Consider the following 16822-nt stretch of genomic DNA (forward strand, 5'->3'; position numbering starts at 1 on the left):
GTGCTGCTGGCCGCACCGGCCCTCGCGGTCCTCGCCACCGCCGGAACCGTCGCCGCCCGGCGGCAGGCACGCGTGGCGCCTGGCGTCCGGGCGGCTCTCTGAGGAGTCAGCAATAACTGGCGCCTGGCGCCGATCAATGCGATTGATCGCCGCCCGACGCCCGACACCGATCAGGCCCCCGCACCTCACGAGCAGGTGATCTGCGCCCCTCCCCAGTCCCCGTGGTCGTGCGCGTTGCCGTCGCCGCCGTCGCCGACCACCAGGTCGAGGACCTGCGCGCCGGTCACGTCGACGGACAGGCTCGTGGCCGCCTGGTGTCCGTGGATCACCGGGGTGGTGGTCCGGGTCGCGCCGTCGGCCAGCACGCTGAAGGTGACGGTGCCGGCGCCGGCGGTCTCGTCGTCCACGCCCACCGAGGCGGTGAAGGTGGTGCAGTGGCCGCCGAGGTAGACCTTCACGTCGCTGACCGCGTTGGTGCCCAGGCCCTTGGCGGAGGTCGCGCCGTTGATGGTGATGGTGTGCCCGTCCCCCGCCGCCTGCTCGCCGTTGCTCATGTCGCGCTCGACCGGTCCCCAGCCGTTGGTGGCGCCGATGAACGACAGGTCGCTGATGTAGTCCCGGCCTGTCGGGGGCGGCACGTAGTAGCCGATGATGCGTTCGTCCTTCGCCGTGCCGGCCTTGCCCCTCTGCGTGTAGCCGACCGTCGCGGTGAGCGCGGAGGCTGAAGGTTGGCTGCCTGCCGACGGCGTCACGGTCCAGGTGAACGTCGCCGACTGCCCCGGTTTCAGGGAACTGATCGAAGCCGGGCTCGGCGTACTGGCCGTCCAGCCGGCCGGAAGGTTCAGCGCCGGGGTGAGGCCGGTCGCGCGGGACCGTCCGGCCGGGACCGAGACCGTCGCGGTGGCGGTGAAGGCGGTCGCGGGCTGAGCGGTGTCGGGGACCTTGAGGCTCGCGGTCACGCCGGGCGCCTCGGGCATCGCGTACGTCGCCTTGTTGTAACGCGGGCTGTCGACCGGGTCGACCTTCAGCGAGGACGCGTAGCTGCCGTAGTCGGTGAGCGAGATCTTGCCGAGCCCGCCGGTGCTGCCGTCGAGGTTCCACACCGCGACCGCGATCGTGTTGTTCCCGTCGGTCTTCAGGATCCCGTTGGGAATCGGGAAGCTGTGCTGCGGACCGAGATAGTTGACGTAGTTGCCGACCATCCAGCCGTTGACGTACAGCTCCGCGCGGTACTGCCGCGACGGATCGTCGGCGATGGTGAGACCGATCGACGTGTCCTGCCCCTTCGGCAGATCGAGGTTCACGTTCGTCCGGTACCAGGCGACCCCCGGCGTGGTGTCCTTCGCGGGCAGGTTCACCGGCTTCCACGAGGCGTCGTCGAAACCGGGCAGCTGCCAGCCGGCACGCTCGCCGTACAGGCCGCCGGCCGACAGCGGACCGCGCACGGGGTCGATCTCCTGCTCGCCACCGCGGACGCCCTGCAGCCGCCACGTCACCGACGTCAGCGCGGAGCCGATGAGCGAGGCACCGGTCAGGCCGCGCGCGGAGGTGTTGTTGTTGCTGGAGTTGTAGTCCTCCTCGTGCCCCATGTTCACGGTGAGCACCGAGACGATGTTGTCCCCGCTCTGCTTCAACGACCCGGCGGGGAAGGTGAAGTCGCCGCTGCCATTGGTGGAACTGCCGAGGAAGGTCCCGTTGAGCCAGACCGAGAAGGCCTGCGCGCCGCCTCCCGAATCAGAGACCAGATGGATGCCGGTGGCCGCCGCGGAGTAGCTGAACCTGCCGCGGTACCAGGTGCTGCCGGTGTGGAACCCGTAGTCGTCGGCGTACAGAACCGGCAGCGAGCCGATGCCGGTGACGCTGTTGGTGGTGGTCTTGTCCGCGACCTGCCACGTCGAGTCGTCGAAGCCGGGCTGGGCCTCCGGAGACTCGGCCTGGACCTTCCAGTCGGTGAGCGCGGGCAGGGTGACCGCCGCCGCCGTGGCTATTGTGCCGACAAGGCTGCCGGTGGACGAGGCCTCGGCGTGGACGTCATGCCCGTTCCAGACCACCGATCGGGCCGAGCTGAACACCTCAATGTCGGGGTCGGTGCCGTTGTCGCCGGTCAGGCTGAGGACGCGGCCGCCGTCGAGGCTGGTCGCGGTGCGCAGCAGATGCGTGCCGCGCACGAGGACCGGCCCAGCGGCGGTGGTCTGCGTCCAGAAGGTCTCGGCGGTCGGCTTGTCGGCGAGCAGGAGCAGCAACGGCCGCGAGCCGCCGCCGCTGACGGTCACCCGGGTCAGGCCGTCGTGCTTGTAGTTCAGCCGCAGGTCGCCGCTGGCGGCGTCCCACGTCACCTTGACCGCGCCGCCGCTGCTCTGGACGTTCGGCTGGCTGGTGTACCGCAGCACCGTCTCGCCGTCAGTGCCCTGATCTCCGTAGAGCACGGCGACATCACGGCCGCCGATGGTCTGCGAACTCATCAGCTGCGAGGTCGAGTACTGCAACCGCGAGTCGCCGAGCTTGGTGTCCGCGAGCAGCAGATCCGACTCGCGGCCGTTGAGGGTGATCGCGGTGCCGGGCTCCTGGGGGACGCTCGGGTACGTCGGACTGGTCGCCGCCGGCGGCAGGTCGATGGCGTCCACGGAGACGAAGTTGTCGGTCGAGCCGGAGGCGTGGCTGCCGTCCACGACGATCTTGAGCGTGTGCGGCCCCGCGCTCAGGCCGGTGGCCTGGTAGAGCACGGCCTGGCTCTGGCCTCCGGAGCAGTCGACGGTGGCCTGCTTGACGCCGTCGAGGTAGACGTCGACGTAGCCGTGGTTGTTGGTCTTCGAGCCGATCCAGCGGATCGCGGTACCGGTGAACGGAACCGTGAGCGAGTCGCCAGCGGTGTTGGAGAACGACTCAGTGTTCTTGTAGTCGCTGCCGGTGTAGCTCTGGTTGGCGACGTGCGACCAGGAGCCGGTGTACTGCAGGGCCGGATCGGCGTCGTCGTATGTGTACTGGCCGGCCAGGCGCGCGTTGAAGTCGATGGCGATGTGCGTGTTGTCCAGCGCGGTCGAGGTCGAGTCCGAGTGCCGCAGCACGTGGAACTGGGCACCGGTGTCGGGGTTGCGCCGCGCGGTGTCGACGATCGCGCTGTCGCTCGGCGCGGCGGTCTCGATGCGGTCGGTCTTGGTCAGGTCCGGCGTCGAGGCGAGCATGTCGCCGATCAGCTTGTCCTCGTAGTACTTCGGGTCGAGCTGCCGGGTCTCCCGGATCGCCGCGCCGTAGTCGTAGGAGGTGTAGTTCTCGGGCTCGCCGAGCCAGCCCCAGTTGGTGCCGCCGTAGGTCATGTAAAAGCTCTGCGCGGTGGCGCCGTTGGCGATGTTGTTCTTGTAGAAGACGTCAGCGAACTGATCGTTGATCAGCTGGGCGCACTTGTCGTAGCCCGGGCCGCCCCAGGGGTCGAAGGCGCCGCCCTGGAACTCCGGGGAGTACAGCGGCTTGCCGGCCGGGTGGTCGTAGCTGATGTCCGGGACGCCGTTCCACGAGCTCGGGTTCGAGCAGTCGAAGCCCTGCGGGTAGGAGTCGGGGCCGTCGACGTCCAAGGCGCCGGTGCCGCTGGTGAACGTGCCGTTGTTGTTGCCGGTCAGCGGCACGGTGATGCCGTCGGCGCGCGCCTTGTCCTCAAGGTGCTGCATGTAGGCGTGGCCGGTCGTCGAGCCGTTGTAGTACTCGTTCTCGACCTGGTAGGCGATGACGGTGCCGGTGCCGTTGGTGAGCTGGTGCCGGGCCAGGATCGCGTCGATCTGGGTGAGCCACTGGTCGGCGTAGGACAGGAACGCCGGGTCGTCGGTGCGGTTGTGCACGTTCTTCGTACCCAGCCACGCCGGCAGCCCGCCGCCGTCGACCTCGGCGTTGATGTAGGGCGCGGGCCGCGCGATCACGTACAGCCCGGCCTGCTGCGCCATGTCCAGCAGCTCGTCGACGTTCCGCACACCGGTGAAGTCGTACACCCCCGGCGCCGGCGAGTGGTATCCCCAGTCGAAGTACAGGGAGGTGGCGTTGAAGCCGGCGGCCTTCATCTTCTGGAAAATGTCCAGCCAGAGGCTGGGGCTGGGGAGGCGGAAGTAGTGGAACTCGCCCGACCACAGGGCGGTGCGGGTGCCGTCGACGAGGAAGGAGTAGCCGTCGTAGGTGACCGTGTGGGGGGTCTCGGCGGGCGGTGTGGCCGGCGGGGACGCTGTGGTCGCTGCGGTCGTCGCCTGCGCGAGATCAGCGTTCTGTGTCGGCGTGGCGTGCGCACCACCGACGGACCCGAATATCAGGGCCATGACAGTGCCGGCTGCTGCCAGCGTCCGGCCTGTGCGCCGAAGGCGCGACGGACTGTTCACCCGAAGTCTCATGCGTCATTCCCGCCCAAGAAGCGTGTCGCGCGGTTGTGAAGAAAGTTGATGAGTTATGTGATCGAGCGTTCCCTTGTGTTGGGTATGTATAGTGCGCCGCAGAGCCGCTGTCCAGAGCATGACGCCGATGTTTCAGGGCGCTCATGGGGATAATTCGGGCACATGCCAACTGACTACTCGCCGACCTGTCACTCGTCGTCGGCCAGCAGATGCTTGAACCGCGCGTACTCCCGGCGGGCGGCACCGCGGAAGCCGCCTTCGACGGTGAGGTAGGTGACGGCGTGCAACTTGTCCGGGGTGAGGCCGTAGGCGCGGGCCAGACCGCCGGTCGGGTCCGCCAGAACGTCCACTGCACGTTCGCCGATCCGGCCAGAACTGGCGGTGTTCGGATGGACGCCGAGAACCAGCAGGTCTGGCAGCTCTGCAACTTCGTTCACGACCCGCTCGGGCAGTGCGTGCACCGGTTGGTCGGCGCAGTCGATCAGGACCACGGCGCGGCTGCTTCGCGCGAGTTCGGCGAGCGTGGTCGGTGCGCCGTCCTCGCGGACTAGGCGGACGGTGTCGAACGCCAGCGGCGGTACTGACCAGTCGACCGGCACGCCCTGGTCGTATTCGACATGCGCCGCTTCGGCCAGTCCTACGGTCGCCGCCGGATGGACGGTCCAGCGGCCTTGCGGCCAGCCGTATTCGTACTCGCCTTCCTGCAGCAGGCTGCCCCGCTCGTCGAAGAAGCGGAAGAGACCGTGCGCGGCACCGTCGACGTAGGCGCCTTCCCGTTCGAGATGGCCCTGCTGGTCTATGGAGGAGTCGTGCCACCGGGTCGCGGGACCCCAGTCGGGCCGAGGCTCCGGCAACCCGAGGTCACCCTCGATCGACGACCACTGACTCGCCCCCTTTTCACGCCACTCATCGATCAGCTGTGCCCGCTGTGCTGGATCGGCCGCGCCTGCGGTGAATTTGCGCAACGGCGCCACGAATTCGATCAGCCACTCGGCCACCGAACCCCACTCGGTCTCCTGATACGAACCACCCTCGCTGTAGCCCCAGACCGCCAGTCCGGGCCGCCAATCACTGGGAGCCAGCGCATACCCGTTGACCCCGTTGGTCCACCGACCCGCGGCGAAGATGCGGTAGACCTGACCGCCGCGCACGCAGTTGAACCGCCGCTCGGGCGGCAGGATCGCGATGCCGTCCCGTGTGAGCAAACGTGGCCCACACGCGCCGAGCACCGGCGCGAGATCCGGGTCGTCGTCGACCGAAGGGGCGGATATCAGCGCCGGAAACAGCGCCTCGGTCAGGCCCTCCTGCTCCAGATGCGCCAACGTCTCCCGCACAACTCCGGCCGCGTCCTCAACCGAGTACACCGCCCTACGCGAACCCGGCGCCGACACAATCCGGTTCGCCTCATGCAACGAGAACACAGCCATCACCCACCCGATCACCAGAGAAGCGGCATCATCGGAGCGACAAGCTACCGGCCTGTGCCCACGGCGTTCGTTCGGCGCGGGTCCGTCAGGAGCATGCATGGCAACGCATCAGGACCCACCGATCGACCCGACCGACCCGATCGCGCTCGCCCAGGAAGCTGTCCGGCTGGATGCGGAGTATCAAGTCAACGGTCGGACCGAGATCGCCGAGCAGGCGGCCGAATACTTCCGTGCGTCGATTGCCGCAATGCCCCACGACTTCGCGGAGCGCGCCCTGGTACAGACCCTTGCTGGGATCTGCATCAATCAACTGTTCGATCGCACCGGCCAGGTCCAGCTACTCGACGAGGCGGAACATCTCGGCCGCGACGCCTTGGCACGTGCGCTCCCAGGAGACCCCTGCTACGCATCGGTATTGACGCTGCTGGGGAATGTGTCGTTGACACGCTATGACTCCACCGGCCGAATGAAAGCGCTCGATGAAGCGCTAGCGATGCACCGACGCTCTGAAAGTATCGCCACTAAGGATCCTGTGGATCGTGCGGCGCGATTGACCAATCTCGGGAACGTGCTGCAGCTGCTGTTCAAACGCACCGGGGAGTTGTCGGTGCTGCACGAAGCGATCGAAGCGAGCCGGAACGCCGTTGCCGTCGTACCGGCGGACCATCCGGATCGGGCGCGGTGGCAGACCAATCTCGTGAATGTGCTCCGGAACCTCTTTGAGCGGACTGGGGACATGACAGTGTTGCGGGAGGCGGTCGAAGCTGGCCGGGCGGCGGTGGCGGCCACACCCGAGGACCACCCGGAACGCGGTATCCGGCTGAGCACCCTGGCAACCGCGCTGCATCGGTTGGGCGAGTCCACGGGAGATGTGGAGCTGCTGACTGAGTCATTGGATCTGGGCCGAGCCGGCCTTGCGGCTATCCCCGCGGACCATCCTCGCCGCACCTCGATGCTCAGCGACTTCGGCGCGATGGCGCGCCTGCTCTACAAGTACACGGGGCAGACCGAGCTACTCGCCGAAGCGGTGGACGCCGGCCGGGCCGCCGTGGCCGCGACGCCCATCGGCGACACGCTGCGGCCCGACCATCTCAGCAATCTGAGCATCGCGTTGCGAGAGGCCTTCGAACGCACCGGGGACCGGGAATTACTCACCGAGGCGGTCAAGGCGGGCCACGACTCGGTCGCGGCGACGCCTGCGGGCCATCCCGCGCTCGTTGTTCGGGCCACGAATCTCGTGACCGCCCTGCAACGCCAGTTCGAGACCACGGGGCGCTCGGACGCGATACTGGAAGCGGTCGCGCAGGCACGGGCAGCGGTGGAGGCGATGCCCGAAGAGATGGCCAACCGTGGCGCCGTACTGGTCACACTGGGCAATATATTGCGGACGGCATATCAGAGCACTGGCCTGGAGACCGCGCTGGGCGAGGCAGGCCGCGTACTGGTCAAAGCACTAGAGGCAACGCCGGAAGGGCACCCTGACCGCGCCGGAAGACTCAACGACCTCGCCTATGCGACCATGCTGTTGGCCGAACACACTGGCATTCGGGAAGGATTCGCGCTCGCGTACTCCTATCTCGAACAAGCAGAAGCTCTCGTTCCTCCCGACCATCCCAGTCGTCTGCTCATCCTGAGCAACCGCGCGGCGATGGCACTGGCCATCTTCAAGTTCGACAAGCGCCCAGAAATCGGAGAAACCGCTGTCGCGGCGCTGCGGGCCGTGGCTCTCAACACACCGGAAAACGACCCGTTTCGTGCCGTCCGGCTATGCAATCTCGGACTCGCCTTGCAGACCCTCGCGGCAGAGCGCGACACGAACGCAGATCTCCTTGAGGAGGCGCGAAACCGTTTCCGAGAGGCTACGCACCTTGCCTCCGCCTCCACACTTGTGCGGATCCAAGCCGGACGCGAGCAAGCCCGCTTGGACCTCGCTGCGGGCGCGTTCGAGGCCGCGTTGGAGGCGATTGAGCGTGTGGTGGAGTTGATCGACCAACTCGCACCGGCCAGTCTGGTCCGCTCGGACCGGGAATCCCGCATGGCACTTCTCGACGGGTTGCCCGCGCAGGCTGCCGCCATCGCGCTCGCTGCCGGACGGGCCGAGCGGGCGGTGGAACTGCTCGAACGCGCCCGCGGGGTACTGGTCGCCGAGGCTCTGGCCCTGCGCGGCGGCGAGTCGGCCCGGCTGCGTGCCGCGCACCCCGAACTGGCACAGAGCCTTGATTCGGCGCGCGGGACACTGGCCGCCCTCGATCAGGGTCCCGAATCCGCGTCGGTCACGGAGATACAGGTACTCGCGACTGCGGCTGCCAAGCAGCACCTAGCTCAGCAGCGCGATGAGACTCGCGCGAAGATCGAGGACGTCCTCAGCCGAATTCGAGCCCTGCCGACCTTCGAAGACTTCCTGCGGCCCGGCCTGACCGAACTGGCCACGTGCGCTCAGGCGGGCCCGGTCGTCCTCGTGGTCTGCACTCCCGAACGTTGTGACGCGCTGATTATCACCGGAGACGGGACGGAGATCATCCGGCACGTTCCACTGCCTGACATGCACCACGCCGCAGTGGTCGAGCACAGCGTGGTGCTCTGGAACGCCAGGCAGAGGGCGGTCAGTCGGGATCTGAGCCCCGCGCAGCGCGCTGACCCAGAGCAGGAGATCATGCAGGTGCTGGCCTGGCAGTGGGACGCGATCGCCGAGCCGGTGCTGACCGCGCTCGGCTTTCGAGCCACCCCTGACCGCGGCGAGCACGAAACGGCGGATGACCACGCCGAGTGGCCGAGGATCTGGTGGTGCCCGGTCGGTGTGACCGCGGAACTGCCGTTGCACGCCGCGGGCCACCATGACGACCCCGCCGACCGTCCCGGGGGCCGACGTACCGTCCTCGACCGCGTCGTCTCCTCGTACACTCCGACGCTGCTCGCGCTGCGCGCCGCGGCGACCGCTGATGCTTCCGCCGACCCGACCGGCCAAACCGGCGGCGCCCCCGTCGCCACGCCCCTGATCATCGCTGTTCCGGACACCCCCGGAGCCCCGCTGCCGGGAGCCGAGCGCGAAGCCAGTGCTCTCATATCCCTGCTCCCCGATGCGCACGTGCTGTCCAGCCCCACACGCGCCGAAGCCCTCGACGCGTTGCCGAAGTACCGGATCGCGCACTTCGCGTGTCACGGCGATGCCGACCGCAAGCGTCCCAGACAGAGCCGGCTGCTCCTGGCCGACCACGAGACCGCTCCCCTGACCGTGGCCGACCTGGTCCAGCTCGAATTCAGTGCGGACCTCGCCTATCTGTCCGCCTGCAACACCAGCGTCACCGCACCCCAACTCGCCGACGAGGCGCTGCACCTGACCGGCGCGTTCCACCTCCTCGGCTACCGCCACGTCATCGGCAGCCTCTGGCCGGTCGACGACCTCATTGCCGCCGACCTGGCCGTCGATGTCTACACCCGGCTTGCGGAAGAAGGCACCACGCTGAACACGAAGCGCGCGGCTGAAGCCCTGCACCACGCGGTCCGCACCGTGCGTGCCAAGCATCCGACCAGCCCGAGCCTGTGGGCGCCCTACACCCACACCGGCCCCTGAGCCGAAGAGGCGGCCCCATCACCCCAGCCCAGACACCTGACCAGCCGTCAGCGCCGTCGGAAAGACCTGCACGTCGTCCAGGCTCCCCGGCCAGAAGTCCACCTGTTGCGCGCCGAACTTCGCGCGCCCGATAGCCAGGCCGCCGGTGGCCATGTCTGCCGGTGCGACGGTTGTCGTGCCGGCGAGGGTGCCGTTGACGTAGATGGACATGGTGTTCGCCGTCGCGTCGCGGACGCCGACGAGGTGGTACCACGTGCCCGTCGTCGGGGATGTGCCGTTGGGGCCGCTGTTGGCGACTGCGCGGGCGTTCGCGTTGCTGAACGCGAAGCGGTCGTCGGCGGCGTCGTATTGGAGGAAGAACACGCTGTTCACCGTGCCGTCCTCGCTGACGGCGGTGGCGAAGGCGCCCTTCTTGGTCAGGTTGACCCAGGCCGCGACGGTGTAGCTGCCGGTGCTGTTGAGTAGCGGTCCCTGCGTCTGCGCGTACTGGTCGGTGCCGTTCAGTTGCAGGCCGCCGCCGTTCGGGCCGGAGGTGGTCCAGGTGCCGCCGTTCGGGAGGGTCGCGTCGTCGCCGTTGCCGGACGTGTCTTTGGCGACGCTTCCGGATCCGTCGGCGAGCGGCCAGTGGCCGGCCTTGCTGACGACGTTCTGGCCGCAGTCGCCAGCGGTGCTGCCGGCCGCGATCACCTTGGCGTTGGCGGCCGCGAGCTGGGACACGTCCATCTTCGGTTCGCGGCGGTCGTAGGTCCACAGGCCGTTGACTTCGCCCTCCACGTCGGTCAGCTGGGTGTAGACGCTGCCGGACAGCTGGCACTGCGCCTCCACGCGGACCGCGTCGGCCGTCTGCACGAACTTCTGGGTCAGCTGGGTGCTGTCGGCGGCGCCCGCGTAGTTGATGAAGCCCTGGTCCCAGTCGTGGGCCGGGATCGCGAGGCCCCAGCCACCGTGCTCGCCGTCGATGGCGGCGCGGTTGTCTGCGGTGTCGGGCTGCGGGTCGGCCGGGCCGGTGTAGGTGTGCCAGTCGATGACGTCGCCGGCGCCGGTGTCGGTGTTCACGCTGCCGCAGCAGTTGAAGCCCGACTCGGCGTCCACGAGCCGGCTCGGGTCGTCGGCGTGCACCTGCGCGGCGGCGAGCTTGACCTCGCCGACCGCGGTGGACACCGTGTTCCGGTCCAGGCCCCAGCCCTCGTTGTAGGGCTCGAACGAGATGATCGACGTCTCCCCGCGCAGGTCCTGAACCATCTGGTGCAGCTGGGACCGGAACGCGGTGTCGTCCGCCGGGGTCGGGGTGTAGCCGGCGCTCATCGACGGCATGTCCTGGAGCACGAGCATCCCGGTGGTGTCGGCGTCGTAGTACCACCGCGCCGGCTCGACCTTGATGTGCTTGCGGATGGCGTTGAAGCCCATCGCCTTGGTCTCGGTGACGTCCCACTTCAGGGCGGCGTCGGTCGGCGCGGTGTAGATGCCGTCCGGCCAGAACCCCTGGTCGAGGGTCGCGTCGACGAAGGTCGGCGTGCCGTTCAGCAGGATCTTGCTGACCCCGTTCACCGTCCCGGTGCTCACCGTGCGCTCGCCGAAGTACGAACCGACCCGGTCCCACGACCACCCGTCGGTGAGCGTCACCGTCGCGCGGTACAGGAACGGATCGGACGGGGACCACAGCCGCGGATTGGCCAACGGGATGGTGAACGGCGTGTTCGCCGTCCCGGTGCCCTCGGCCACGACCCGCCGGCCGTCAGTGATGGTCACGTGGACCCGGCCGCCGGCCGACGTGCCGCTGACGGCGTCCACGGTGACCGAGGCGTTCGCCGTACTCGGCGCGCTCGGCAGGTTCGGGGTGAACACGACCTGGTCGAGCCGCTTCGCCGAGGTCGGCTCCAGCCACACGGTCTGCCAGATGCCGCTCGACGCGGTATAGAAGATCCCTGACGGATTGAGCTGCTGCTTGCCCTGGGGCTGGTTGGGGGCGTCTGTGTTGGTGACACCCACAGTGATCTGCTGCGGCCCGAAGCCCTTGAGCGCCGCGGTGATGTCGGCGCTGAAGGGCAGGTAGCCGCCGGTGTGCGTGGCCACCTGGACGTTGTTCACCCAGACCGTCGTCTGGTAGTTGACGGCGCCGAAGTTGAGCACGACCCGCTGACCGTCGGTGCGCCACGAGGCCGGGACGGTGAACGTACGGCGGTAGAAGGAGTAGTCGTAGTGCTGCTGGACGCCGGACAGCTCCGACTCCATCGGATAGGGCACGACGATCGAACCGGTCAGGTGCACGTTGCTCGCCGGCGGCTTCTGGACGTCGGTGGCGCCGGTGCTCTCAGACAGCCCCTCGAAACCCCACTTGCCGTTGAGCGACTGCCACCGCTCCCGCGTCATCTGCGGGCGGGGGTAGTCCGGCAGCGGATTGTTCGGGTTGACCTGCGAGGCCCACGGTGTGGTCATGTTCGCCGTCGAGGTGTTCGCCAGACCGCTGTAGAACAGCGGGACAACCGAGCCGTCGGCGTAGTCGGCACCGCCGGTGCCGTCATAGCCGACCGTGAGGTCGGTCCAAGTCTTGTAGAGCGGGCCGCCGAGGACGACCACGAGCGTCGCGGGATCGGCCGGGTCCAGCGCTGCCGAGGAGATGGGGAACCCGGCGACGCTCAGGTGGCTGGTCGCCGTCGTCGGCCAGGCGGCCAGCGGCTTGCTGAACGTCATCCGGACCCGCGTGCCGTCGGTCGAGAGCGAGGCGTCGGTCAGGGTCGGGACGTAACCCGGCGGCAATGTGAAGGCCGAGGCCGGGACCGGTGTCATCGACTGGCCGGGCGGAGCCCAGGACAGCTGCGCGGACGCGCCGCCGAAGTCCTGGAAGTACTGCGCCTGCAAGGTGTGCTCGCCCGCGGTGAGGTTCACGGTCGCGGTGATCGGGACGTTCCAGTCGTCGACCCAGTGGTTGATCACGGAGCTGCCGTCGATCGTCATCCGGAAGCCGTTGTCGCCGTACCACTGGAAGGTGTAGCTGCCGGTCGTCGGCACGTGGATGACGCCGCTCCACTGGATCCCGGCGTCAGTGGGCCCGCCGGCGAACTGTTGCAGGCGCGGCAGAAGGTTCGAGAAGTCGATGTCGGGGTCGACGATGGTGTTCTTCACCGGCCCCAGAGTCCAGTCGCTGCCTCCGGGCGTGCCTGTGGCGGGGCCGTACTGGGCTTCGAGGCCCGGGTACTCCGTCGACGTGCCTGCGCTCGTCGCGGCGGAAGCCGGCAGACACAGGCCGAAGACGACGGCGAGGGCCATGAACACGGCCGACAGACGCAGTGTTCGAGGGGATGGCGTACGGGGTGGCCGATGGCTGTGGACGGGCATCAGGCTTTTCCTTCCCGAAACGATCGGGCGGCGACGCTGTCGTGATCTGTTCGCTATTACAACGTTGTACAGGACGTCAGCGAACAACTTCGAACACAAGCCGTCAAGAACTCTTTACTCAGTCTTGACTCAGCCTGCTGCGACAGCACGCCGCCCGGTCCGTGTCTCAGCTCCCGTATCAAGCCCCGGTCCCGCAAGAACGCGTCGCAGGCCCGCTCCCGTACATGTACTCCAGGAAATCGCTGGGGTCGTTGCTGGACGCGGTCCAGTCGTGGCCGCCGGTGCCGATGGAGGACGCCGCGATGGTGGTGACGGACTTCCGGGTGATGCCGTCGGCGGTCGGGATCGTCGGCGGCAGTGGTGCGGCTTGAGCTTGGGCGACCGGGTTGACGCCTGCGGCAGCCGGTGCCGCGGCGACGATGAGCGCCCGCAGGCGGCTGATGTGGTGGAATACGGTCACGGCGGTGTGCCCCTTCCGACATCGGCCGGAAGAATGGAAACTGCGATCGGCCGGTTGCCCCGAGCCCCACTCGGGACAACCGGCCGTCGGCTGGAAGCAGGCGCTGAGCAGAATGCGCTCAGCAGTAGGCGTTGTTACGCAGCTGGTACCAGGTGTTGGTGCCGACCTTGCCGTCCTGCGAAATCCCCGAGCAGCCCTGGTACCGGATCACGGCGATCCGGCTGCCGCGATCCGCGATCCGCTCGGCTATTGGAAACTCCCGTCGGGGACGGCGAGGAGGGCACGCGCGATCGATATCTCGTCAGCCTGCAGGACGCGCTGATCGCGACCGTAGGGGAACCCCTGATGCCGCCGAGTGCAGCACCGGTTCAGGCCAGCCACTCGAACCACCTGTCTGATCGCCTGTCGCGTCGGGTACTCTGTGCGCGTCAAATTTCAAAGGACCACGGGGGAATCACATGGCACGCACCCGTCGCATCACCTCCATAGCGCTGTCGACGTTGGCTGCGGCCACCGGCATGGGCCTGGTCCCGACGGCAGCGCACGCGGCGGGCAACTCCGGGACGATCCACGTCGACAACACCCCCGGACAGAACTGCACCGACACCGGCGCCGGCGCCGGCAGCCAGACGACGCCGTTCTGCACCATCGAGGCGGCGGTGGCGACCGCCGGACCGGGCGCCACGGTGCTCGTGGGCGGCGACACCGTCGGCGGCTACACCCCGACCGCGCCGATCACGCCGCCGTCGGGGACACCGGGCGCGCCGATCACCATCAAGGCCACGTCGCACAGCATCGCGATCCACACACCGTTCGGCAGCCACAACGCGATCGACCTGAACGGCGTGCACGACGTGGTCTTCCAGGGCTTCGCCCTGACCGACGGACTGACCGCCGAGAACTCCAGCCGGATCACGCTCGCCGACGACCAGTTCGGTGCGTGGGTCCAGCTGACGGCGACCACTGATTCGGTCATCACCAGGAACGTGATGTGGCCGGGACTCACCCTGTCCGCCGGCTCCGCCGACGCGACCGTCACCGACGACATCGTGACCGGTCCGGGCGGCGGTCCGGTGCTGAGCGTCTGGGACTCCCCGCGGGCCAGGATCGTCAACGACACGGTCCCGTCCGGACAACTCGAAGTGCGCGGGACCTCGACCGACGCGGTCGTGGAGAACAACATCATCGGCGAGAGCACCACCATCGCCGAGAGCGCGGCGACCGGTCTCGTCGAGGACTACAACATGTCCCCGGGGATATCCGGCACCACGTCGGTCACCCCGGGACCGCACGACCTGGCCACCAGCCCGAACCTCGGCGGGACCGGGCTCTACCCGTTCTACGTCGAGCCCATGGCCGGCTCGCCGGTGATCGACTCGGCCGACCCGAACGCGCCGGGCATTCCGGCCACTGACTTCTACGGCAACGGGCCCGTCGCGTACCCGGGCGTGTCCGGCACGAGTTCCCGGGACCGCGGCGCGATCGAGTCCAACGGGATCGGCGGCGTCGGCCTGACCGCGTCCACCGTCACCGACCACTCGGCTTACCGGACCCGGACCTTCACCGCCACGCAGAGCGGCGACCTCTGGGGAACCGGCCTGAAGTACGCCTTCGACTTCGGCGACGGCCACACGTCCGGGGTGCAGGACAGCCCGTCCGCGGCACACACCTTCGCCGCCGACGGCGACTACACCGTCACCGTCACGGTCACCGACAGTCAGGGACAGAGTCGTACCACCACGTCGGGCGTCGTGGTGGTACCCCGCTCCCGTCCCGACATCGTGATCGCTTCGCGCCCGCAGACGGGTTCCGTCGGCTTCTGGATCGAGGCACAATCTCCCGCCGGACTGAGCGACTATCCGCCGGCCGGGTCGTACTCCGTCGACTGGGGCGACGGCAGCCCGGCTTCGACGGCCGTCCCCGGAAACCACGTCGTCGGCGCGGCCCACACCTACGCCGCGGGCACCACCGACCCCAAGCCGACCATGACGCTGGTCGACCCCGGCGGCTGGGCCTGGCAGTGGGCGTACGACGGCGCCAGCGGCGTCCAGAACCCGCCGGTCGCTTCGCCGCCCTCCCCGGGCGGCTGGGAACCCACGGGCAACGGCTCGACCGGTGGGGGCACCGGCGGCGGCCCGGGCGGCGGTACGGGAGGCGGCAACGGCGGTTCGCCCGGCGGCCCGGCGGCCGCTCCGGTCGTCCAGCGCCTCGGCGGCGCGGACCGTTACGACACCGGCCGCCGCGTCTCGCAGGCGCAGTGGGGTGCCGGCAAGGCCGCAGCCGTCGTCCTGGCCCGCGGCGACCAGGCACCGGACGCCCTGGCCGGCGTCCCGCTGGCCGCGACCAAGAACGGGCCGCTGCTCCTGACCGACCCGAAGGCTCTGGACCCGGCGACCCGGGCCGAGATCGACCGCGTCCTCGGCGGCCCGGGGACGAAGAAGACCATTTACATCCTCGGCGGCGACAGTGCCGTGTCCCCGCAGATCGAGGCCCAGCTCCGCAAGGCCGGCTACACGGTCACCCGGCTCGCCGGCGCCGACCGCTACAGCACCGCCCTGACGGTGGCGGCCCAGTTCGGTGCGACCTCCTCGGCGATCGTCGCCACCGGCAAGGACTTCCCGGACGCCTTGGCCGCCGGCCCGCTCGGCGCACTGCGCGACGCGCCGATCGTCCTGTCCGGCGGCCCGGCCCTGGACGCGTCCACGGCCGCGTTCCTGAAGAGCCGGCAGACGCTGTACGCCGTCGGCGGCGCCGCGGTCAACGCGGTGGCGACGCTGGACACCCACGGCAAGACCGTGACCCGCCTGGCCGGAAGTGACCGCTTCGCCACAGCCGCCGCGGTCGCGGGCGCGGTGACCACCGCCCTGGGCCATGCCCCGACCGGGGCCGGCGTCGCCTACGCCTTCAACTTCCCCGACGCCCTCACCGGCGGGGCCTTCGCCGCCACCGCGCACCAGCCGCTGCTGCTCACCGACAAGGCGAGAGCGGATGCCGGCCTGCTGGCCGAGCTCCACGGCTTCGGGCCGACGCTGACCGGTGTGGAGATCTTCGGCGGCACCTCCGTGATCGCCCAGTCGGCGGAGGACCAGGTCGCCGCGCAGATCCACGGCGTCGAACGCTGATCAGAACCTCCGAGTGAACGGCGCAGGCTTGCGCATCCGCACCAGAAGCAGCAGCGGAACCAGGACGTAGGGAAGGTTGAAGGCCAGGAACTTGGCCGGATTCCCGGTGCGCGTCGCGGACTCGCCGAAGAACTCCACGCCGAAGACGACGATGCCGGTCAGGGTGACGATCATCGTGGCGTAGATCACCGACGGCAGTTGGATCCAGTTGCGGCCGGTGGTCAGGGCTACGACGAGCAGGATGTAGAACGGCATGTAGACGAAGGCCGAGAGTCCGGTCACGATGCGCATCCAGTCCGGCGGGTGCATGAACAGCGGGTCGGCGTCGTGGGCGTACCAGTAGTTGGAGCGGACGAAGAAGTTGCCGCCGGGGTGCGAGAAGTCGACTCCGACGGTGGGCAGCAGGTCGCTGATGCAGGACGTCACCACGAACGCCGAGAACACGACCGCGAAGAAGACGTCGATCTTGCGCTCCCGGAGGGGGAGGTTCACCGCGTCGGCCATACCTGATCGTAAGACCGGGCGGTACTGCCCTTCCA

The 16822-nt window shown here is 68.8% G+C and carries 7 protein-coding genes; 2 read left to right on the forward strand and 5 right to left on the reverse strand.

Annotated elements, in window-relative coordinates; genetic code table 11:
- Positions 1 to 185: 185 nt before the first annotated feature.
- Both ABH935_RS12645 and ABH935_RS12650 read right to left on the reverse strand, forming a co-directional pair.
- Complete coding sequence (locus ABH935_RS12645; RefSeq protein WP_370378041.1) at positions 186 to 4295, reverse strand: beta-galactosidase; 4110 nt, start codon at positions 4293 to 4295, stop codon at positions 186 to 188.
- Between the two features lie 260 nt (positions 4296 to 4555).
- Positions 4556 to 5731: a toxin-antitoxin system YwqK family antitoxin gene (locus tag ABH935_RS12650; RefSeq protein WP_370378042.1), complete on the reverse strand. Its 1176-nt coding sequence runs from the start codon at positions 5729 to 5731 to the stop codon at positions 4556 to 4558.
- 160 nt (positions 5732 to 5891) lie between these two features.
- Between ABH935_RS12650 and ABH935_RS12655 the strand changes: the two genes are divergently transcribed.
- Positions 5892 to 9365 (forward strand): CHAT domain-containing protein, encoded by a 3474-nt coding sequence (locus tag ABH935_RS12655; RefSeq protein WP_370378043.1) that lies wholly within the window; start codon positions 5892 to 5894, stop codon positions 9363 to 9365.
- A gap of 18 nt (positions 9366 to 9383) precedes the next feature.
- On the opposite strand, the gene ABH935_RS12660 is transcribed toward ABH935_RS12655, so the two are convergent.
- Both ABH935_RS12660 and ABH935_RS12665 read right to left on the reverse strand, forming a co-directional pair.
- On the reverse strand, positions 9384 to 12632 hold the full coding sequence (locus ABH935_RS12660; protein WP_370378044.1) for a LamG-like jellyroll fold domain-containing protein: 3249 nt from the start codon (positions 12630 to 12632) through the stop codon (positions 9384 to 9386).
- Positions 12633 to 12879: 247 nt separating this feature from the next.
- Positions 12880 to 13161 carry a hypothetical protein gene (locus tag ABH935_RS12665; protein WP_370378045.1) on the reverse strand — a complete coding sequence of 94 codons (282 nt, stop codon included), beginning with the start codon at positions 13159 to 13161 and terminating at the stop codon, positions 12880 to 12882.
- 458 nt (positions 13162 to 13619) lie between these two features.
- Between ABH935_RS12665 and ABH935_RS12670 the strand changes: the two genes are divergently transcribed.
- Entirely contained in the window at positions 13620 to 16283 is a 2664-nt protein-coding gene (locus ABH935_RS12670; RefSeq protein ID WP_370378046.1) for a cell wall-binding repeat-containing protein, read from the forward strand.
- On the opposite strand, the gene ABH935_RS12675 is transcribed toward ABH935_RS12670, so the two are convergent.
- Positions 16284 to 16787, reverse strand: a complete 504-nt coding sequence (locus ABH935_RS12675) for an emopamil-binding family protein (RefSeq protein ID WP_370378047.1) — start codon at positions 16785 to 16787, stop codon at positions 16284 to 16286.
- Between the last annotated feature and the right edge of the window lie 35 nt (positions 16788 to 16822).

Source organism: Catenulispora sp. GAS73 (genome assembly GCF_041262085.1).
In the GTDB taxonomy this organism is placed as follows: Bacteria; Actinomycetota; Actinomycetes; order Streptomycetales; family Catenulisporaceae; genus Catenulispora.